The organism is Burkholderia multivorans ATCC BAA-247, assembly GCF_000959525.1.
Taxonomy (GTDB): domain Bacteria; phylum Pseudomonadota; class Gammaproteobacteria; order Burkholderiales; family Burkholderiaceae; genus Burkholderia; species Burkholderia multivorans.
In genome coordinates this window covers 1,436,810-1,452,122 of sequence record NZ_CP009831.1, presented here as the reverse complement: position 1 = coordinate 1,452,122, position 15,313 = coordinate 1,436,810, and the positions used below count along the sequence as shown (strand labels likewise).

11 protein-coding genes are annotated in these 15,313 nt (G+C 68.9%); 6 read left to right on the top strand and 5 right to left on the bottom strand.

Annotated elements, in window-relative coordinates; translation table 11 throughout:
- Nucleotides 1–28: 28 nt before the first annotated feature.
- Nucleotides 29–805 (bottom strand): SDR family oxidoreductase, encoded by a 777-nt coding sequence (locus NP80_RS08690; RefSeq protein ID WP_006403447.1) that lies wholly within the window; start codon nt 803–805, stop codon nt 29–31.
- 138 nt (nt 806–943) lie between these two features.
- Here NP80_RS08690 and NP80_RS08685 point away from each other — a divergent pair, with 138 nt between their 5' ends.
- The 3 genes from NP80_RS08685 to NP80_RS08675 all read left to right on the top strand — a co-directional run bounded on the left by NP80_RS08685 (nt 944) and on the right by NP80_RS08675 (nt 6,038).
- Nucleotides 944–1,852 (top strand): LysR family transcriptional regulator, encoded by a 909-nt coding sequence (locus NP80_RS08685; RefSeq protein WP_172488728.1) that lies wholly within the window; start codon nt 944–946, stop codon nt 1,850–1,852.
- A gap of 314 nt (nt 1,853–2,166) precedes the next feature.
- Nucleotides 2,167–4,761 (top strand): bifunctional lysylphosphatidylglycerol flippase/synthetase MprF, encoded by a 2,595-nt coding sequence (mprF, locus tag NP80_RS08680; RefSeq protein WP_006403450.1) that lies wholly within the window; start codon nt 2,167–2,169, stop codon nt 4,759–4,761.
- A complete protein-coding gene (locus tag NP80_RS08675; RefSeq protein ID WP_006403451.1) occupies nt 4,758–6,038 on the top strand; it encodes a virulence factor family protein in 1,281 nt (426 codons plus the stop codon). Before mprF ends, NP80_RS08675 begins: the two co-directional genes overlap by 4 nt.
- A gap of 114 nt (nt 6,039–6,152) precedes the next feature.
- On the opposite strand, the gene NP80_RS08670 is transcribed toward NP80_RS08675, so the two are convergent.
- The 3 genes from NP80_RS08670 to uxuA form a co-directional block, all read right to left on the bottom strand.
- Nucleotides 6,153–7,619 carry an aminotransferase-like domain-containing protein gene (locus NP80_RS08670; protein WP_045593359.1) on the bottom strand — a complete coding sequence of 489 codons (1,467 nt, stop codon included), beginning with the start codon at nt 7,617–7,619 and terminating at the stop codon, nt 6,153–6,155.
- Between the two features lie 151 nt (nt 7,620–7,770).
- Nucleotides 7,771–9,081: an MFS transporter gene (locus NP80_RS08665; RefSeq protein ID WP_006412063.1), complete on the bottom strand. Its 1,311-nt coding sequence runs from the start codon at nt 9,079–9,081 to the stop codon at nt 7,771–7,773.
- A gap of 75 nt (nt 9,082–9,156) precedes the next feature.
- A complete protein-coding gene (uxuA, locus tag NP80_RS08660; protein ID WP_006412064.1) occupies nt 9,157–10,215 on the bottom strand; it encodes a mannonate dehydratase in 1,059 nt (352 codons plus the stop codon).
- Nucleotides 10,216–10,488: 273 nt separating this feature from the next.
- Here uxuA and NP80_RS08655 point away from each other — a divergent pair, with 273 nt between their 5' ends.
- The 3 genes from NP80_RS08655 to NP80_RS08645 all read left to right on the top strand — a co-directional run bounded on the left by NP80_RS08655 (nt 10,489) and on the right by NP80_RS08645 (nt 14,618).
- Nucleotides 10,489–11,211 (top strand): FadR/GntR family transcriptional regulator, encoded by a 723-nt coding sequence (locus tag NP80_RS08655; protein WP_006396965.1) that lies wholly within the window; start codon nt 10,489–10,491, stop codon nt 11,209–11,211.
- Between the two features lie 336 nt (nt 11,212–11,547).
- Complete coding sequence (locus NP80_RS08650; RefSeq protein WP_006403457.1) at nt 11,548–12,672, top strand: ABC transporter substrate-binding protein; 1,125 nt, start codon at nt 11,548–11,550, stop codon at nt 12,670–12,672.
- Nucleotides 12,669–14,618 carry a bifunctional diguanylate cyclase/phosphodiesterase gene (locus NP80_RS08645; protein ID WP_035487652.1) on the top strand — a complete coding sequence of 650 codons (1,950 nt, stop codon included), beginning with the start codon at nt 12,669–12,671 and terminating at the stop codon, nt 14,616–14,618. The genes NP80_RS08650 and NP80_RS08645 overlap by 4 nt, the downstream gene beginning before the upstream one ends.
- Before the next feature lie 177 nt (nt 14,619–14,795).
- Here NP80_RS08645 and NP80_RS08640 read toward each other — a convergent pair whose 3' ends face one another.
- A complete protein-coding gene (locus NP80_RS08640) occupies nt 14,796–15,098 on the bottom strand; it encodes a DUF4148 domain-containing protein (protein ID WP_006403459.1) in 303 nt (100 codons plus the stop codon).
- Nucleotides 15,099–15,313 lie beyond the last annotated feature (215 nt).

Genomic DNA, 15,313 nt, shown 5'->3' with positions numbered 1-15,313 from the left:
GCGGCTCGTCGCGCGGCCGCGCCGGCCGTTACTGCATGCGCGTCCACGCGTGCGCCTGCTCCTCGCGCACGAACGCTTCGGCCGATTTCGGCAGCAGCGTACGGAATGCGCCGCCTTCGCCGACGATCACGCGGATCATCGCGGCGATCATTTCTTCCGGATCGTGCTGTTCGAGCGGGAACGACAGCCGCGACGGCGTCACGAAATGCACGGCCGGATCGCGCCACCGCGCGGGCGTTTCCATCATCCGGTCGTTGAAGCCGGTGCTGTACGGGCCGGGATTCACGACGGCGACGCGCACGCCGTGCGGCGCGAGTTCCGCGTGCATCGCTTCGGCGACCGATTCGACCGCGTGCTTCGACGCGCAGTACGCGCCGGTGAACGGGCCGGTGATCAGCCCCGCGATCGACGAGACGAAGACGATCTTGCCGTGCTTGCGCGCGAGCATCCCGCGCGCAACCTGCTGGGTGAGATCGAGCGGGCCGAACACGTTTACATCGAACAGCTCGCGGACGATCTCGACCGGCAGGTCGACGAGCGCGCCCGCTTCACCGACACCCGCGTTGTTCACGAGCACGTCGATCTCCGCGTCGGCCGCGCGTGCGCGGTCGTACGCGGATGTCACGTCGAGCTTGATCGCGCGCAGCGCTGTGCTGCGCTGCGTCGCGGCTTCCGTCAGCGTCGCGATTTCGGACGCGACGCGCACGCCGGCCGTCACGTCGTGACCCTGCTGCGCGAGCCGCAGCGCGACCTCGCGGCCGAACCCGCTGCCCGCGCCGGTAATGAGAATGCGTTTCTGTGCCATGTGTGACCTCGTTGTGTGGAAGGTGGCCGAACCGATCGCCGAGGTAACCGGTTCCGAAGACGACGGCACGAGTGTAGGGCGTTCCCGTATATGCGAAAATCGGCATTCCGCTCGCAAGCGTTTCAAGTTTTTTTAATGATGAGAAGACGCGATCCGATGGCCGGGCTGCACGTATTCATGAGCGTCGCGACGTCCGGCAACTTCACGCGCGCGGCGGCCGCGCTGGGGCTCACGCCGGCCGCGGTCAGCCTCGCGATCGGCCAGCTCGAGGGCGAGCTGAACGTGAAGCTGTTCAACCGCAGCACGCGCGGCGTGAGCCTGACCGAAGCGGGGCAGCGCTATCTGCAGCGCACCGAGGCCGCATACCGGCAGATCGCGCAGGCGCGCGACGAGCTGAACGCCGCGCACGACGAGCCGAGCGGGCTGCTGCGCGTGACCGCGCTGCCGCTCGCGCGCACGCAGGTGATCGCGCCGATGCTCGCGACGTTTCACCGGCGCTATCCGAAGGTCCGGCTCGAGATCCGTTACGAAAACGCGCTTGTCGACATCGTGAACGACGGCTTCGATGCGGGCATTCGTCTCGCGGACCGGCTGCAGCCAGGGATGATCGGTGTACGGATCGCGCCCGCGCTGTCGTGCGCGCTCGTCGCGTCGCCGGATTACCTCGCGCGTCGCGGCGCGCCGGCGTCGGTCGCCGCACTCGACGCGCATGCATGCATCCGGTTCCGGTTCCCCGAGAGCGGACGGCTGCACAAGTGGCTGCTGCGCGACGGCCGGCGCGCAGTCGATCTCGACCCGGAAGGCGCGTTCATCACCAACGACGCGGATGCGGTGATCGATGCGGCGCGCGCGGGCGTCGGGATCGCATTCGCGTTCATCCGCGCGCGCGTCGAGCGCGACCTGCGCGACGGCACGCTCGTCGAGGTGCTGCCGGGCGCGTGCCGCGCGCTGCCGCCGATGTGGCTCTATTACGCGAACCGCAAGCACGTGCCCGCGAAGCTCCGCGCGTTCATCGACGTGCTGCGGGAACAGGCGAGGCCGGCCTAGCACGCCGCTCCCGCGCCGATTGCTCCGCGATCACGCGCATACGATTCATCCGATGAAACAACGCGGCCGATTCCGGCTATCATGCGCTCCGTGCGCATGTTTGACGTGTGCGGGCCGGACGATCGCGCCGCGTGGCTCACGACGCGGCCGCCCGCCCAGACTGAAAGATTTTGTAATGTAGTTTTCGTATACTCGCCGTTTCTGATCCAGGCGCCGCTCGCGTGGCTCCGCAGTTGGCCGCCCAAGCAGAACAACCCGATTCGTCGCCGCCTCGCATCCGCGCCGCGACCGCTATGCATCACCGCGAATAATCTATGTCCTCCCGCCACCCTGGTTCGCCCGGCCGTGCCGCGTCGGCGATCGGCCGTGTCGCGGCGCTGATCCGCAACGAGCGCGTGCTGTCGCCGCTGCTCGCGCTCGGCATCGGCGTGCTGCTGATCCTGGTTTTCCAGCACCTGTCGCAATCCGTCGATTACCGGTCGGTGATCCGCGAGCTGCGCCGCATGTCCGCCGGCGAATGGGGCGCGTCGCTCGCCGCGACCGCGCTCAGCTACGTCGCGCTCGTCGCGCGCGACGCGGTCGGCCTGCGCTACGTCGCGGCGAAGGTGCCGCGTGCGGCGCTGTGGATCGGCGCGATCGCCGGCTCCGCGCTCGGCAACGCGACCGGCTTCGGCGCGCTGACGGGCGGCGCGGTGCGCGCGCGCGTGTACGGCGTGTCGGGCGTGACGCCCGCGCAGATCGGCCGCATGACGGTGTTCACGAGCGCCACGCTCGCGCTCGCGCTGATATGGATGACGGCGATCGGCATGGTGTGCGTGCCCGGCACGCTCGGCGCGATGCTGCACGTCGCGCCCGGTGCGATGACGGCGATCGGTATCGTGCTGCTCGTCGTGCTGGCCGCGATGACGATGATGTGCGGCGCCGCCGCGCGGCCGGTCGTGACGCGCTTCAAGTGGCTCGCGTTCGACGTGCCCGCGCGGCGCGACTTCGTCGCGCAGATCGTATCCGCGGTGTTCGACGTGATCGCCGCGGGCCTCACGCTCTGGGTGCTGCTGCCGGCCGCGCCGGTCGGCTTCCCGACGTTCATCACCGTCTACGCGGCCGCGCTGCTGCTCGGGATGATCGGTCATACGCCGGGCGGGATCGGCGTGTTCGAAGCGGCGATGGTGTTCACGCTCGGCAGCGCCGTGCCCGCGCATGCGATGCTGGCCGCGCTGATCGCCTATCGCGCGATCTACTTCGGCGTGCCGCTCGTGCTGTCCGCGGGGCTGCTCGCCGCGTTCGAGGGCCGCGCGCTGCGGCGCCGGCTCGTGTCGCGGCAGGCCGCGCGCGTGTCGCAGCTCGCGCCGCTGTTCCTGAGCCTCGTCACGTTCGCGGTCGGCAGCATGCTGGTGATCTCGAGCGCGACGCCCGCGTTCTGGCATCGCATCGCGATCCTGCGCAACGTCATCCCGCTCTGGGTGCTCGAAGGCTCGCAGGTGATCTGCAGCGTGCTCGGCGTCGCGCTGCTGTTCGTCGCGCGCGGGCTGCTGCGCCGGCTCGACGGCGCGTGGTGGATGACCTTCGTGCTGACGCTCGCAAGCCTCGCGCTGTCGCTCGCGAAGGGACTCGCATTCGTCGAGGCGGGCGTGCTCGGCACGCTGCTGGTCCTGCTGCTCGTGAGCCGGCGCCGCTTCAACCGTCATTCGTCGCTGCTCGCCGAGCGCTTCACGCTGAGCTGGTTCGTGTCCGTGACGATGGTGCTGATCCTCGCGGTGTGGGTGCTGTGCTTCGCGTTCCGCGACGTGCCTTACACGCGCGAGCTCTGGTCGCATTTCTCGTTCGATGCGCGCGCGCCGCGGGCGCTGCGCGCGACGCTCGCGGCCGGCGTGTTCGTCGCGATGTTCGCGCTGTGGCAGCTGCTGCGTCCGGCGCCCGGCCGCTTCACCAAGCCCACGCCGCAGGATCTGCTCGACGCTGAGCGAATCGTCCGCGCGCAGGAGTGCAGTGATGCCGGTCTCGCGTTGATGGGCGACAAGTCGTTCCTGTTCTCGGACTCGCGGCGCGCGTTCCTGATGTATGCGAAGTACGGCCGCACGTGGGCCGCGCTCTACGATCCGGTCGGCCCGCGCGACGAGTGGCCGGCGCTGATCGGCAAGTTCATCGCACTTGCGCACCGTCACGGCGGGCGCGCGGCGTTCTATCAGGTGCGCGCGAACGCGCTGCCGCTGTATCTCGATGCCGGGCTCACGCTGATGAAGCTCGGCGAGGAAGCGCATATCGCGCTCGACGAGTTCGATCTGAAGGGCTCGCATCGCTCGCATCTGCGCTATGCGCTGCGTCGCGGCGACAAGGACGCGCTGTCGGTCCAGGTCATCGCACCGGCCGACGTGCCGGCCGCGCTGCCGGTGCTGCGCGAGATATCGAACGTGTGGCTCGACACGCGCGACGCGCGCGAGAAGAGCTTTTCGGTCGCCGCGTTCCACGACGGCTATCTCGCGACGCAATCGGTGATGCTCGTGCGCCAGGCCGACAAGCCGATCGCGTTCGTCACGTTCATGACGACCGACCTCAATACCGAGGCGACGGTTGGCGTGATGCGCCATCTGCCGGAGGCGTCGCCGTACGCGATGGAGTATCTGTTTACGCAGCTCGCGCTGCATCTGAAGGAAGCGGGTTTCCGCAAGCTGAGCCTCGGCATCGCGCCGTTCTCGGGGATGGGGGCGGCGAAGATGCCGTCGCCGTGGCACCGGGTCGGGCTGATGGTGTGGCGCTTCGGCGGACGCTTCTACAACTTCCGCGGCTTGCGTGCGTTCAAGAGCAAGTTCGAACCGCACTGGGAACCGCGCTATCTCGCGGCGTCCGGTTCGGTCGGCGTGTTCGTCACGCTCGCGGATCTGTCATTGCTGGCTGGAGGTCGGCGCTCATGATGTCGAAGAAGGGAATCGCGCGGGCCGCAATCGCCTGCGCGGGATGGATGCTGGCCGGCGCCGCGCTCGCCGCGCAGCCGGTCGCGACGAAGACCGAAACGGTGCCCGGCGGCCGCTACGGGCCCGTCACGGTGACGAAGCCGAACGGCCCGCTGCGCGGCTTCGTCGTGCTGTTCTCGCGCGAGGCCGGCTGGACGGCCGCCGATCAGCAGGCCGCCGACGCGCTCGCGAAAGCCGGCGCGATGACGGTCGGCGTCGATGCGGAGCGCTATGCGAAGACGCTCGCCGCGAAGGCCGAGACTTGCCACCATCTCGACGGCGACGCCGAGGCGGTCAGCCATCAGCTCGAACGGCTCGCGCAGTCGTCGCGCTACTACACGCCGATCGTCGCGGGCGTCGGGCAGGGCGGCGCGATCGCGAAGCAGATTCTCGCGATGGCGCCGGAGAACACGATCGCCGGCGTCGTCGCGGTCGCGCCGGCCGCGAAGCTCGATCCGCGCTTCAAGCCGTGCCCGCCCGATCCGACGATCGTGCGCCGCGCGATGCCGGGCTTCGTCGACATGGTGCCGGCCGGCGATACGGCGAAGCTCGTGTCGCTCGTCGCGGCGCATCTGCACGACGACGGCAGTGCCGACGAGCAGGACGTGTCCGACCTGCCGCTCGTCGAACTGCCGGCCAACGGCGGCAGCGACCGGCTCGCGATCGTGATCTCGGGGGACGGCGGCTGGCGCGATCTCGACAAGACGATCGCCGAAGCGCTGCAGCGCGACGGCGTGTCGGTGGTCGGCATCGACAGCCTGCGCTACTTCTGGAGCGAGAAGCCGCCCGCGCAGACGAGCCGCGATCTCGCGCGCGTGATGCGCACGTACATGAAGCGCTGGCATGCGAGCCGCGTCGCGCTCGTCGGCTACTCGTTCGGCGCGGACGTCATGCCGTTCGCGTACAACCGGCTGCCGGCCGATCTGCGCGACAAGGTGTCGGTGATGTCGCTGCTCGGCTTCGCGCCGGCGGCCGACTTCCAGATCCGCGTCACGGGCTGGCTCGGGATGCCGGCGAGCGAGCATGCGCTGAAGGTCGCGCCGGAAATCGCGAAGGTGCCGCCGCAGATCGTCCAGTGCTTCTACGGCGCGCAAGAGCAGGACACGATGTGCCCGGCACTCGCGAATACCGGCGTCGAGGTGATCCGCACCGGCGGCGATCATCATTTCGGTCGCGACTACATCGCGCTCGAGAAAAAGATCCTGCGCGCGTTCGAGCGGCCGGTCGCCGCGCGCTGAAGGCGCGCCGGCGCGCGCATCGGGACAGCGCCGGCCGGCGCCGGCGAGATCGAACGGGCTGCCTGAGGGCGGCCCGTTTTTTTCATCTGAACGAATCGGCGGACACGCGGCCGCTCAGCCCTCGCGGCGCACGGCCGCCCCGGCGGCGAGTTCGCCGAGCACGCGGATCGCGCGTTCGATGTCGCCGCTCCATGGATGGCCGAAGTTCACGCGCACGCAGCGCGCGAAATCGCGCGCGGCGGAGAACAGCGGCCCCGGCGCGACGCTGAGGCCGCGCGCGATCGCCTGCCGATGCAGCTCCATCGCGTCGATCGCATCGGGGAACGCGAGCCACAGGAAATAGCCGCCTTCCGGGCGCACCCAGTCGACCCCGGGCGGCAGCCAGCGCCGCAGCGCGTCTTCCATGCGGTCGAGCTGCGCCTGCAACGCGCCGCGCAGCTTGCGCAGATGGCGATCGTAGCCGCCGTATTCGAGGTAGTTCGCGATGCCGGCCTGCACGGGAATGCTGGCGGACAGCGTCGTCATCAGCTTCAGCCGCTGTACCTTCTCGGCGAACCGGCCGGCCGCCGCCCAGCCGATCCGGTAGCCGGGCGCCAGCGTCTTCGAGAACGAACTGCAATGCATCACGAGGCCGTGGCGGTCGAACGCGCGGGCCGGCAGCGGATAGTCGGGACCGAAATGCAGCTCGCCGTAGACGTCGTCCTCGACGAGCGGCACGTCGCGCGCGGCGAGCAGTTCGACGAGCGCGCGCTTTTTCTCGATCGACAACGTGACGCCGGTCGGATTCTGGAAATTTGTCATGAACCAGCATGCGCGTACGTCGTGGCGATCGAGCGCATTCGCGAGCGCATCGAGATCGAGGCCCGTGTGCGGATCGACCGGAATCTCGACCGCGCGCAGGTCGAGCCGCTCGATCGCCTGCAGTGCCGCATAGAAGCCGGGCGATTCGACGGCCACCACGTCGCCCGGCCGCGTGACGGCCATCAGGCACAGATTCAGCGCTTCGAGCGCGCCGTTCGTGACGACCAGCTCGTCGATCGGTTGTGCGATGCCGGTCGCGAGATAGCGCAGCGCGATCTGCCGGCGCAGCGCTTCGTTGCCGGGCGGCAGATCGACGACGGTGCTCCACGGGCTGATGCGCCGCGCGGCCTGCGCGAGCGACTTCGCGACGCGCGGCAGCGGAAACAGCTGCGGCGACGGAAACGCGGAGCCGAGCGGCACGATGCCGGGCTGCGTCGCGGCGTCGAGCACCGAGAACACGAGATCGCTGATGTCGACCTTGCGCGTGGATGCGGCGCCGCCGGACGCGCGCGATTCCGACGACGCAGGCCCGGGCGCGGCGGCGCCCGGCGCGACGGCGCCCGGCGCAACGGCGCCCGGCGCGACGTAGTACCCCGAACGTTCGCGCGCGCGAATCAGGCCCCACTGTTCGAGCAGGTAGTACGCGCGAAACACGGTGGACTGGCTGACGCCGTGCTGCGCGATGATCTGCCGCAGCGAGGGCAGCCGCGTGCCGGCGGCGAGGTTGCCGTGGCGGATTTCGTCGGCGATCGTATGCGCGAGGGTTTCGTAGCGTTTCATCGGGCTGGGCAGGCGGCGGTGCCGCCGAGCGGGCCCAGGGAAAGGCCGCGCCGGCGAGCGCGAGCCATTGTCCGATGCGTGCGCGGAAAAGGAAAGCGACGCGGCGACGCGCGGGCGGCCCATCCCCGCCGCGCGCCGCCGGCCTCACGCATTAAGCCGCGTTCGGCTCCGCGTTGCGCGCGGCTGCGCGATCGCGCGGGACCGGCAGCGGCTCGACCTTGCCGACGATGAACAGGTAGGACAGCGCACCGACCACGCAGAGCGCGCCGGCCACCGCGAGCGGCACGACGAACGAGCCCTTGGTCAGCGACAGCATCACGCCGGTGAACGTCGTGATGAAGATTCCCGCGAGATTGCCCGCGAAGTTCTGGATGCCGCCGAGCGACGCGACGTGCGCGGGCGTCGGCGCGACTTCGCCGACGAGCGTCCACACGTTCGCACCCGCGAACGACAGGCTCGCATAGGCAAGCGCGAACAGCGCGAGGCATACCCACACGTTGTCGACGAACGCGGACAGCGCGATCGACGACGACAGCAGCATCCCGAGCACGAGACAGGTCTTGCGCGCGGCGGTCGCGCTCCAGCCGCGACGGAACAGGCTGTCCGACACGTAGCCGCCGAGCCAGCCGCCCGGAATCGCGAGCAGCGCGGGCAGCATGCCCCAGGTGCCGAGCGACGCGAGCGAGAAGCCGCGCGACTGCAGCAGATAGCTCGGGAACCACGTGATGAAGAAGTAGATCGCGAAGTTCAGGCAGAACAGGCCGATCATCATGCCCCACACGGTGCGGTAGCGGAACAGGTCGAGCCACGACACGGTCGGCAGGTCGGCCGTGTCGGCGACGGCCGGTGCGCCGCGCTGCGCAAGCAGCGCGTCGACCGCATCGGGCGCGATGTGGCGGTAGCGTTCCGGGTCGCGATAGACGAACCACCATGCAGCGGTCCACACGATGCCGATCGCGCCGGTGACCGCGAACGAGCCGCGCCAGCCGACGATCGAGATCAGCCATGCGACGAGCGGCAGCGACAGCGCGGAGCCGACGCGCGAGCCGCTGTCGAAGATGCTGCTCGCGAGGCCGCGTTCGCTGCGCGGGAACCAGTTGAACGCGACCTTCGCGAACGACGGGATCGCGGCCGCTTCGCCGACGCCGAGCATCAGCCGCACGCCGACGAGCTGGGCAAGCCCGCGCGCCGCGCCGGTCGCGACCGTAAACAGCGACCACCAGCCGACCGCGAGCGCGAGGCTCACGCGTACGCCGACCTTGTCGATGAACCAGCCGGCCGGCAGCTGCAGAAACGCGTAAGTCCAGAAGAAGGCGCTGAGCACGAGACCCATGCCGACCGCGTCGAGGCCGAGATCCGCGCGTATGCTGGGCGCCGCGATCGCGAGGTTCGCGCGATCGATGAAGTTGATGACGTTGGCCAGAAAGCACATCAGGATCATGGCCCATCGGATGCGTGGCATGAGGTGTCTCCGCGCGGAATGTCGTGGCGGGCGACCGGCGATCCGCGGCGCCGGCCGCCTCGAAGGCGATGACGGTTACGCCGGCTGCGGCGCGCGGTCGAATTTCGCGAGCGCTTCCCACAGTCCGTTCAGATAGACCGCGCCGAGCGCGCGATCGTAGAGGCCGTAGCCGGGCTTGCCGGTCTCGCCCCAGATCATCCGGCCGTGATCGGGCCGCACGTAGCCGGTGAAGCCCGTGTCGTGATACGCCTTCACGATCGCGGCGATGTCGAGCGATCCGCAGCTCGACAGGTGCGCCGTCTCCTCGAAATTGCCGGCCGCGTCGACCTTCACGTTACGGATGTGCGCGAAGTGGATGCGGCCCATCGCGCCGAACTCGCGCACCAGCGCCTCGACGTCGTTCTGCGGGCCCGCGCCGAGCGAGCCCGAGCAGAGCGTGAGGCCGTTCGCGGGCGTGTCGACGATGCGCAGGATCCGCGCGAGATCGTCGCGGTCCTTCACGATGCGCGGCAGCCCGAAGATCGGACGTGGCGGATCGTCCGGGTGGATCGCCATCTTGACGCCTGCTTCTTCGGCGACCGGGATCACGGCCTTCAGGAAGTATTCGAGATTCGCCCACAGCGCGGCTTCGTCGACGTCGCGATACTCGGCGAGCAGCGCCTGCAGCGCATCGGGCCCGTAGCTCGTGTCCCAGCCCGGCAGCGCGATGCCGGCGCTCGGGTCGATCCGCTCGACCGCCTCGGTGCTGAATGCGAGACACGTCGAGCCGTCGTCGAGCGTCTTCGACAGCTCGGTGCGCGTCCAGTCGAACACCGGCATGAAGTTGTAGCAGACGACGCGCACGCCGGCCGCGCCGAGATGGCGGATCGTCTGACGGTAGTTGTCGATCAGCCGGTCGCGGCTCGGCTTGCCGAGCTTGATGTCCTCGTGGACGGGCACCGACTCGACGACCTCGAAGCGCAGCCCGGCACGCTCGATCGTCGCCTTCAGCGCGTCGATCTTCTGCGCGGGCCACACTTCGCCGACCGGTTCGTCGTAGATCGCGGACACGATATGCGTGACGCCGGGAATCTGACGGATGTACTGCAGCGAGACCGGATCGGACTCGCCGTACCAGCGGAAAGACATCTTCACGGGAGCGGCTCCTGATGGGCGGTGAGGGATGAGCGACGGGCGGCCGCGACCGGCGCGACCTCCGTCGTCGGTGAGCGCATTATGATTGGTATGCCAATCTGGCGGGATAGTGGTTTACCAGTTGTCCGGCCAAATCCGCGATCGCATAGGGCGCCGACGCCGTGGATTCCCACATGATGAGAACCGACGCGAGTAGGGTGGCAGCGAAAATTGGTGTACCATTTTCGCGACCCGGCGCCGCGACGATGCCGGCCCGCCCGTGACGAGCCTTCGATGACCGATCTTTCCAGCCTGCCCACTTCCCGCGATACCGATGCCGCCGACCGTTCCTATATCGGTCTCGCACGGCAGATTCACGCGATGATCGCGTCCGGCGCGCTCGAAGCGGGCGCGCGGCTGCCGTCCGAGCGCAGCCTGGCCGACCAGTTCGGCGTGAGCCGCACGCAGGTGCGCGAGGCGATCATTGCGCTCGAGGTGCAGGGCATCGTCGAGGTGCGCGTCGGCTCGGGGATCTACGTGTCGGCGGCGGATGCCGCGCGGCCCGTCTCGTTCGAGCTGCCTCGCGGACCGGGGCCGATCGAGACGCTGCGCGCGCGCGGGCTGATCGAGGCGGAGGTCGCGGCGCTCGCGGCGACCGAGCGCAAGGACGCGGATCTCGACCGGCTGTTTTTCTCGTTGACGACGATGCGCGAGCAGATGGGCGACAAGGCCGCCTACCACGCGGCCGACCGCCAGTTTCATCTGCGCATTGCCGAATCCACGGGCAATACGGTGCTGCTGCATATGGTCACGGCCATGTGGGACTGTGCGCGCAGCGATCCTCTGTGGGACAAGATCGAGCAGCACTTTCATTCGCCCGCATTGCGCGAGGCGTCGCAGGAAGATCATCAGCGAATCTTCTCGGCGATCATGGCGCGCGATGCGGACGGCGCGCGCGAGGCGATGCGTGCACATCTGTCGCGCGTGATCGCGGAATTTACGCAGGCGTGGCGTTAGCGCGGCGTCGACGTCGCTTGGGTGCGGGACGCTGTGCCGCTGTCGGACCTCGCCGCCCTCGACCGGCGATCGGTCATGCGCCCGCTCCGCCCGTACGATTGAACGATCAGAGGAATGTGTGCGGCCGTCGCCATGCACCGCGCGATGCGTTAGCGCTCGATGCGTGCGCAACGTTCGGAGGCGCTCGCTCGCGCGTGGGTCCGTGGCGGTGTCCGATGCGGTGTCCGATCCCGACCGTATCGGGCGCCGTGTCGTGCGGCTTGTTCCGATTGCGCGGCCGTGCTTTTTATGGTGTCGTTTGCGCATATCGCATCGACTCGAAAAAAGGACAGTCGAATGCAGCCGAGCGATTCAAGCGGGGATCCATTGATCAGCAGAATCGGCGTGCGTTCGCCTGAACGCGGCGCGGCGCGTCGCATGTTCGTGAAGCTGGCGCTCGGCTTGCTGTGCCCGCCGATCGTCGCGTTCTCCGCCGAAGCTGCGAACCGCAACGTGCTGCGCGTGCTCGCGTGGCCGGGCTACGCCGATCGCGACGCGGTCGCCGCATTCGAAGCGCAGTTCGGGGCGCGCGTCGAAGTGACGTTCGTCGATTCCGACGAAGCGTTGTGGGCACGCATGCATAGCGCGTCGCCGCCGCCGTACGACGTGCTCGCGGCGAACACGGCCGAGATCCAGCGTTATGCGCGCGGCAAGCTGCTCGCGCCGATCGACCTGTCGCGCATTCCGAACCGCCGGCGGCAACTGCCGGCGTTTCAGCAACTCGCCGCGATCGGCGGGCTGGCGCAGGGCGATGCGGTCTACGGGATTCCGTTCACGTATTCGTCAATGGGCGTGATCTACGATCGCCGGCAGGTACCTGCCGCACCGCGTTCGATGCTCGCATTGTGGGATCGCCGCTATCGCGGCAAGGTGCTCGACTTCAACAGCGCGCAGCACAATTTCTCGTTCACCGCGCTCGCGCTCGGCTATCGCGATCCGTTTCGGCTGACGCCTGCGCAGACGCTCGTCGTCGCGCGCAAGCTGGTCGACCTGCGCCGCAATCTGCTCACGTACTACACGCTTCCTGAAGAAGCGACCGCGCTGTTCGTCGAACATCGCGCGGCGCTGATGTTCGGCAACTACGGCACGCAGCAGGTGCAGCTGCTGCGCCGCGCCGGCGCGGACGTCGGCTATGCGATTCCGGACGAAGGCGCGCTCGCGTGGCTCGACTGCTGGGCCGTCACGCGCGGTGCCGACCGGCCGGACCTCGCGTTCGCGTGGATCAACTACATGCTCGAACCCGCGATCGGCGCGCTGCTCACCGAACGCCAGGGACTCGCGAACACGCTCGCCCCGCCGCTCGGCGCGGACGTCGCCGGACAGCATCTGGTATGGATACAGCCCGTCGAGAACATCGCCCGACGCGAGGCGCTGTGGAGCCGCATCGTATCGGGCGACCGACCGGAACACTTCCGCACATGATCCGACTCGGGCTCACCTCGAAGCTGTCGATCCTGTTCGCGTGCATCGGCGTGATCGCATCCGGCTCGACCGGCTACTACACGTATCGCGCGAACCGTACGATGCTCGCGCAGGAAGCGCAGCACAGCCTGCTGATGTCGACGCACCTGCTCGCGCAGCGCTTCACGAGCGCGCTCGCGGACGTCGCCGCCGATGCGCTCGTGCTCGCGCAGCTGCCGTCGTCGGTCGGCATCGCGCGCGGCGAGGGGCGCGTCGCGGCGCCGCGCGCTCGGCTCGAGCAGGTGTACCGCAGCTTCATGGCGAATCATCCCGAATATCTGCAGATTCGTCTGATCGAACGCGGGCATTTCGGGCTCGAGCGGATCCGCGTCGATCGCGATGCGAACGGCATCGTCGTGCTGCCGGAAAGCGCGTTTCAGGAGAAGGGGCAGTTTTCCTACGTGTTCGATACGCTCGCGACGGCGCCCGGGCATATTTACGTGTCGCCGATCGCGATCAATCACGAAACCGGCTCGCATGCGGCCGAAGGAATGCCGATCCTGCGCGTCGGCACGCCGGTCGTCGATGCGCGCGGGCAGACGGTCGGCGCGCTCGTCGTCGATATCGAACTGTCGCGCGTGTTCGAGCGTCTCGAACGCGATCTGCCCGAAGACTATGCGGTCTATCTCGCGAACGAGTGGGGCGACTTCCTCGTCCATCCCGACCCGTCGCAGACCTTCGGCTTCGACCGCGGCCGGCGCGTGCTGATGCAGGACAGCTTCCCGGCGACGCGCGCGCTGTTCGACGGTGCGCGCACCAACGTGTCGCTCAGCGATCTCGCGCAGCGCGACGCGTCGGCGGGCCGTATGCACGCGTTCGTGCGCACGCCGTTCGGCAGCGACGAAGGCAATCGCTTCGTGGTGCTCGGCCTCGCGCGGCCGCTGACCGACGTACTGACGCCGGCCAACCGGCTCGGCGATCGCATCGTGCGGATGGTGCTCGTCTCGAGCGTGTTCGCCGGCATCCTCGCGATCCTGTTCGCGCGCGCGATCACGCGGCCGCTGCAGGCGCTGGCGCGCGCGGCGACGCATGTATTCGACGAGCCGGCTGCCGAGCGGTTGCCGGTCGCGCGCACGGACGAAATCGGCGTGCTCGCGCGCTGCTTCGATGCGATGCGCGACGAGATCCGCACGCAGGTCGCGATGCTGCGCGCGAAGCAGCGGGAGCTCGCGCATCTGGCCGGTCACGATCCGCTGACCGGGCTGCCGAACCGCATGCTGTTCATGGAGCGCCTCGATGCGGCGATCCGCCATGCGGCCGCGGTCGATGCGGCGTTCGCGGTGATGTTCGTCGATCTGAACCGCTTCAAGCAGATCAACGATCAGCACGGGCACTCGGTCGGCGACCGGATGCTCGCGCTGGTCGCGAAGCGCTTGAGCCAGGTGCTGCGCAGCGGCGACATGGTCGCGCGGCTCGGCGGAGACGAATTCGTCGTGCTGATCTCGGACCTGCGCTCGCCCGCCGTGATCGCCGACGTCGCGTCGCGCATCCAGCGCGTGATGGCCGCCGAGCTCGAGCTCGGCGAGCGTCGCATGGCGGTGGGCGCGAGCATCGGCGTCAGCGAATATCCGGCGGACGGCGCGTCGGCCGAGGAACTGCTGATGAAGGCCGATGCGGCGATGTATGCGGCGAAGGCGAGCGGGCAGAGCGCATGCGTGCGCTATCGCGAACTGCTCGGTGCGATTCAGCCGGCCGAGGCGAGTGCAGCGGCCGACGTGAGTGCTCCGGCCGACGCGAGCGCAGCAGACGATGCGAGTGCGGCAGACGACGCGATTGCAGAGGACGACGGTGCGGCCGCCGGCGCACCGGACGTGCCGACGACGCGCGGCGGCGCAAGCGTCGCGCGGATCGGCGCGACGCTCACGCGCCTCGACGACGTGCGCAGTGCGCGGCGCGACGGAAACTGACGGGATGGCGCCGTAACGGCAACGGACGATGCGACGCTGGCCGGCGAGCGCTACGCTGACGGCGCCGCTCGCTCCGCGCCGGTGCTGCGCGACCGTGCGCCGGACAAACGACGAGCCCGTCCCAGGGACGGGCTCGTTGCATCTGCGGCGCCGCGTGCGCGGCGCGCGAGGCGCGGCTTAGTGGCCGAAGTAGACCGAGTCGCGCGGGTTCTGCACCTTCGCGGCCGGCGCGCCGCCCTGGACGACCGGCGCCGGCTGGACGCCGTAGCCGCTGTTGTCGGCCTGGGCGTTCACGCGCGCTTGCGCGGCGAGGATGTCGGCCGGGTAGTGCGGGCTGGCCTGGCTCGGCTTGTAGCCGGCTTGTTCGAGCTGCACGAGTTCGTTGCGGACCTGCGCACGCGTCACGGTGCTTTGCGCGAAAGCGCCGAACGAAGCGAACAGGGCGGTGGCGGCAGCGACTGCATAAACGAGCGATTTCATGATGACCTCCGATGTTGTATTGGCTTTCCGCGTCCGACACCATGTCGTCAGCGGTTGATTACATCGTAGGCGTCGGGCGACCTAGGGTAAACGTGGATTTGGACGAAAGATCCTTGTCTGCAACGCAACAATTTCGGGATAAATGCGATCCGTCCCCATGACGTATTGCAGACCGTGCAAGGGCGTGGCGCGCGGGCGGGCCCGCGGGTGAGACC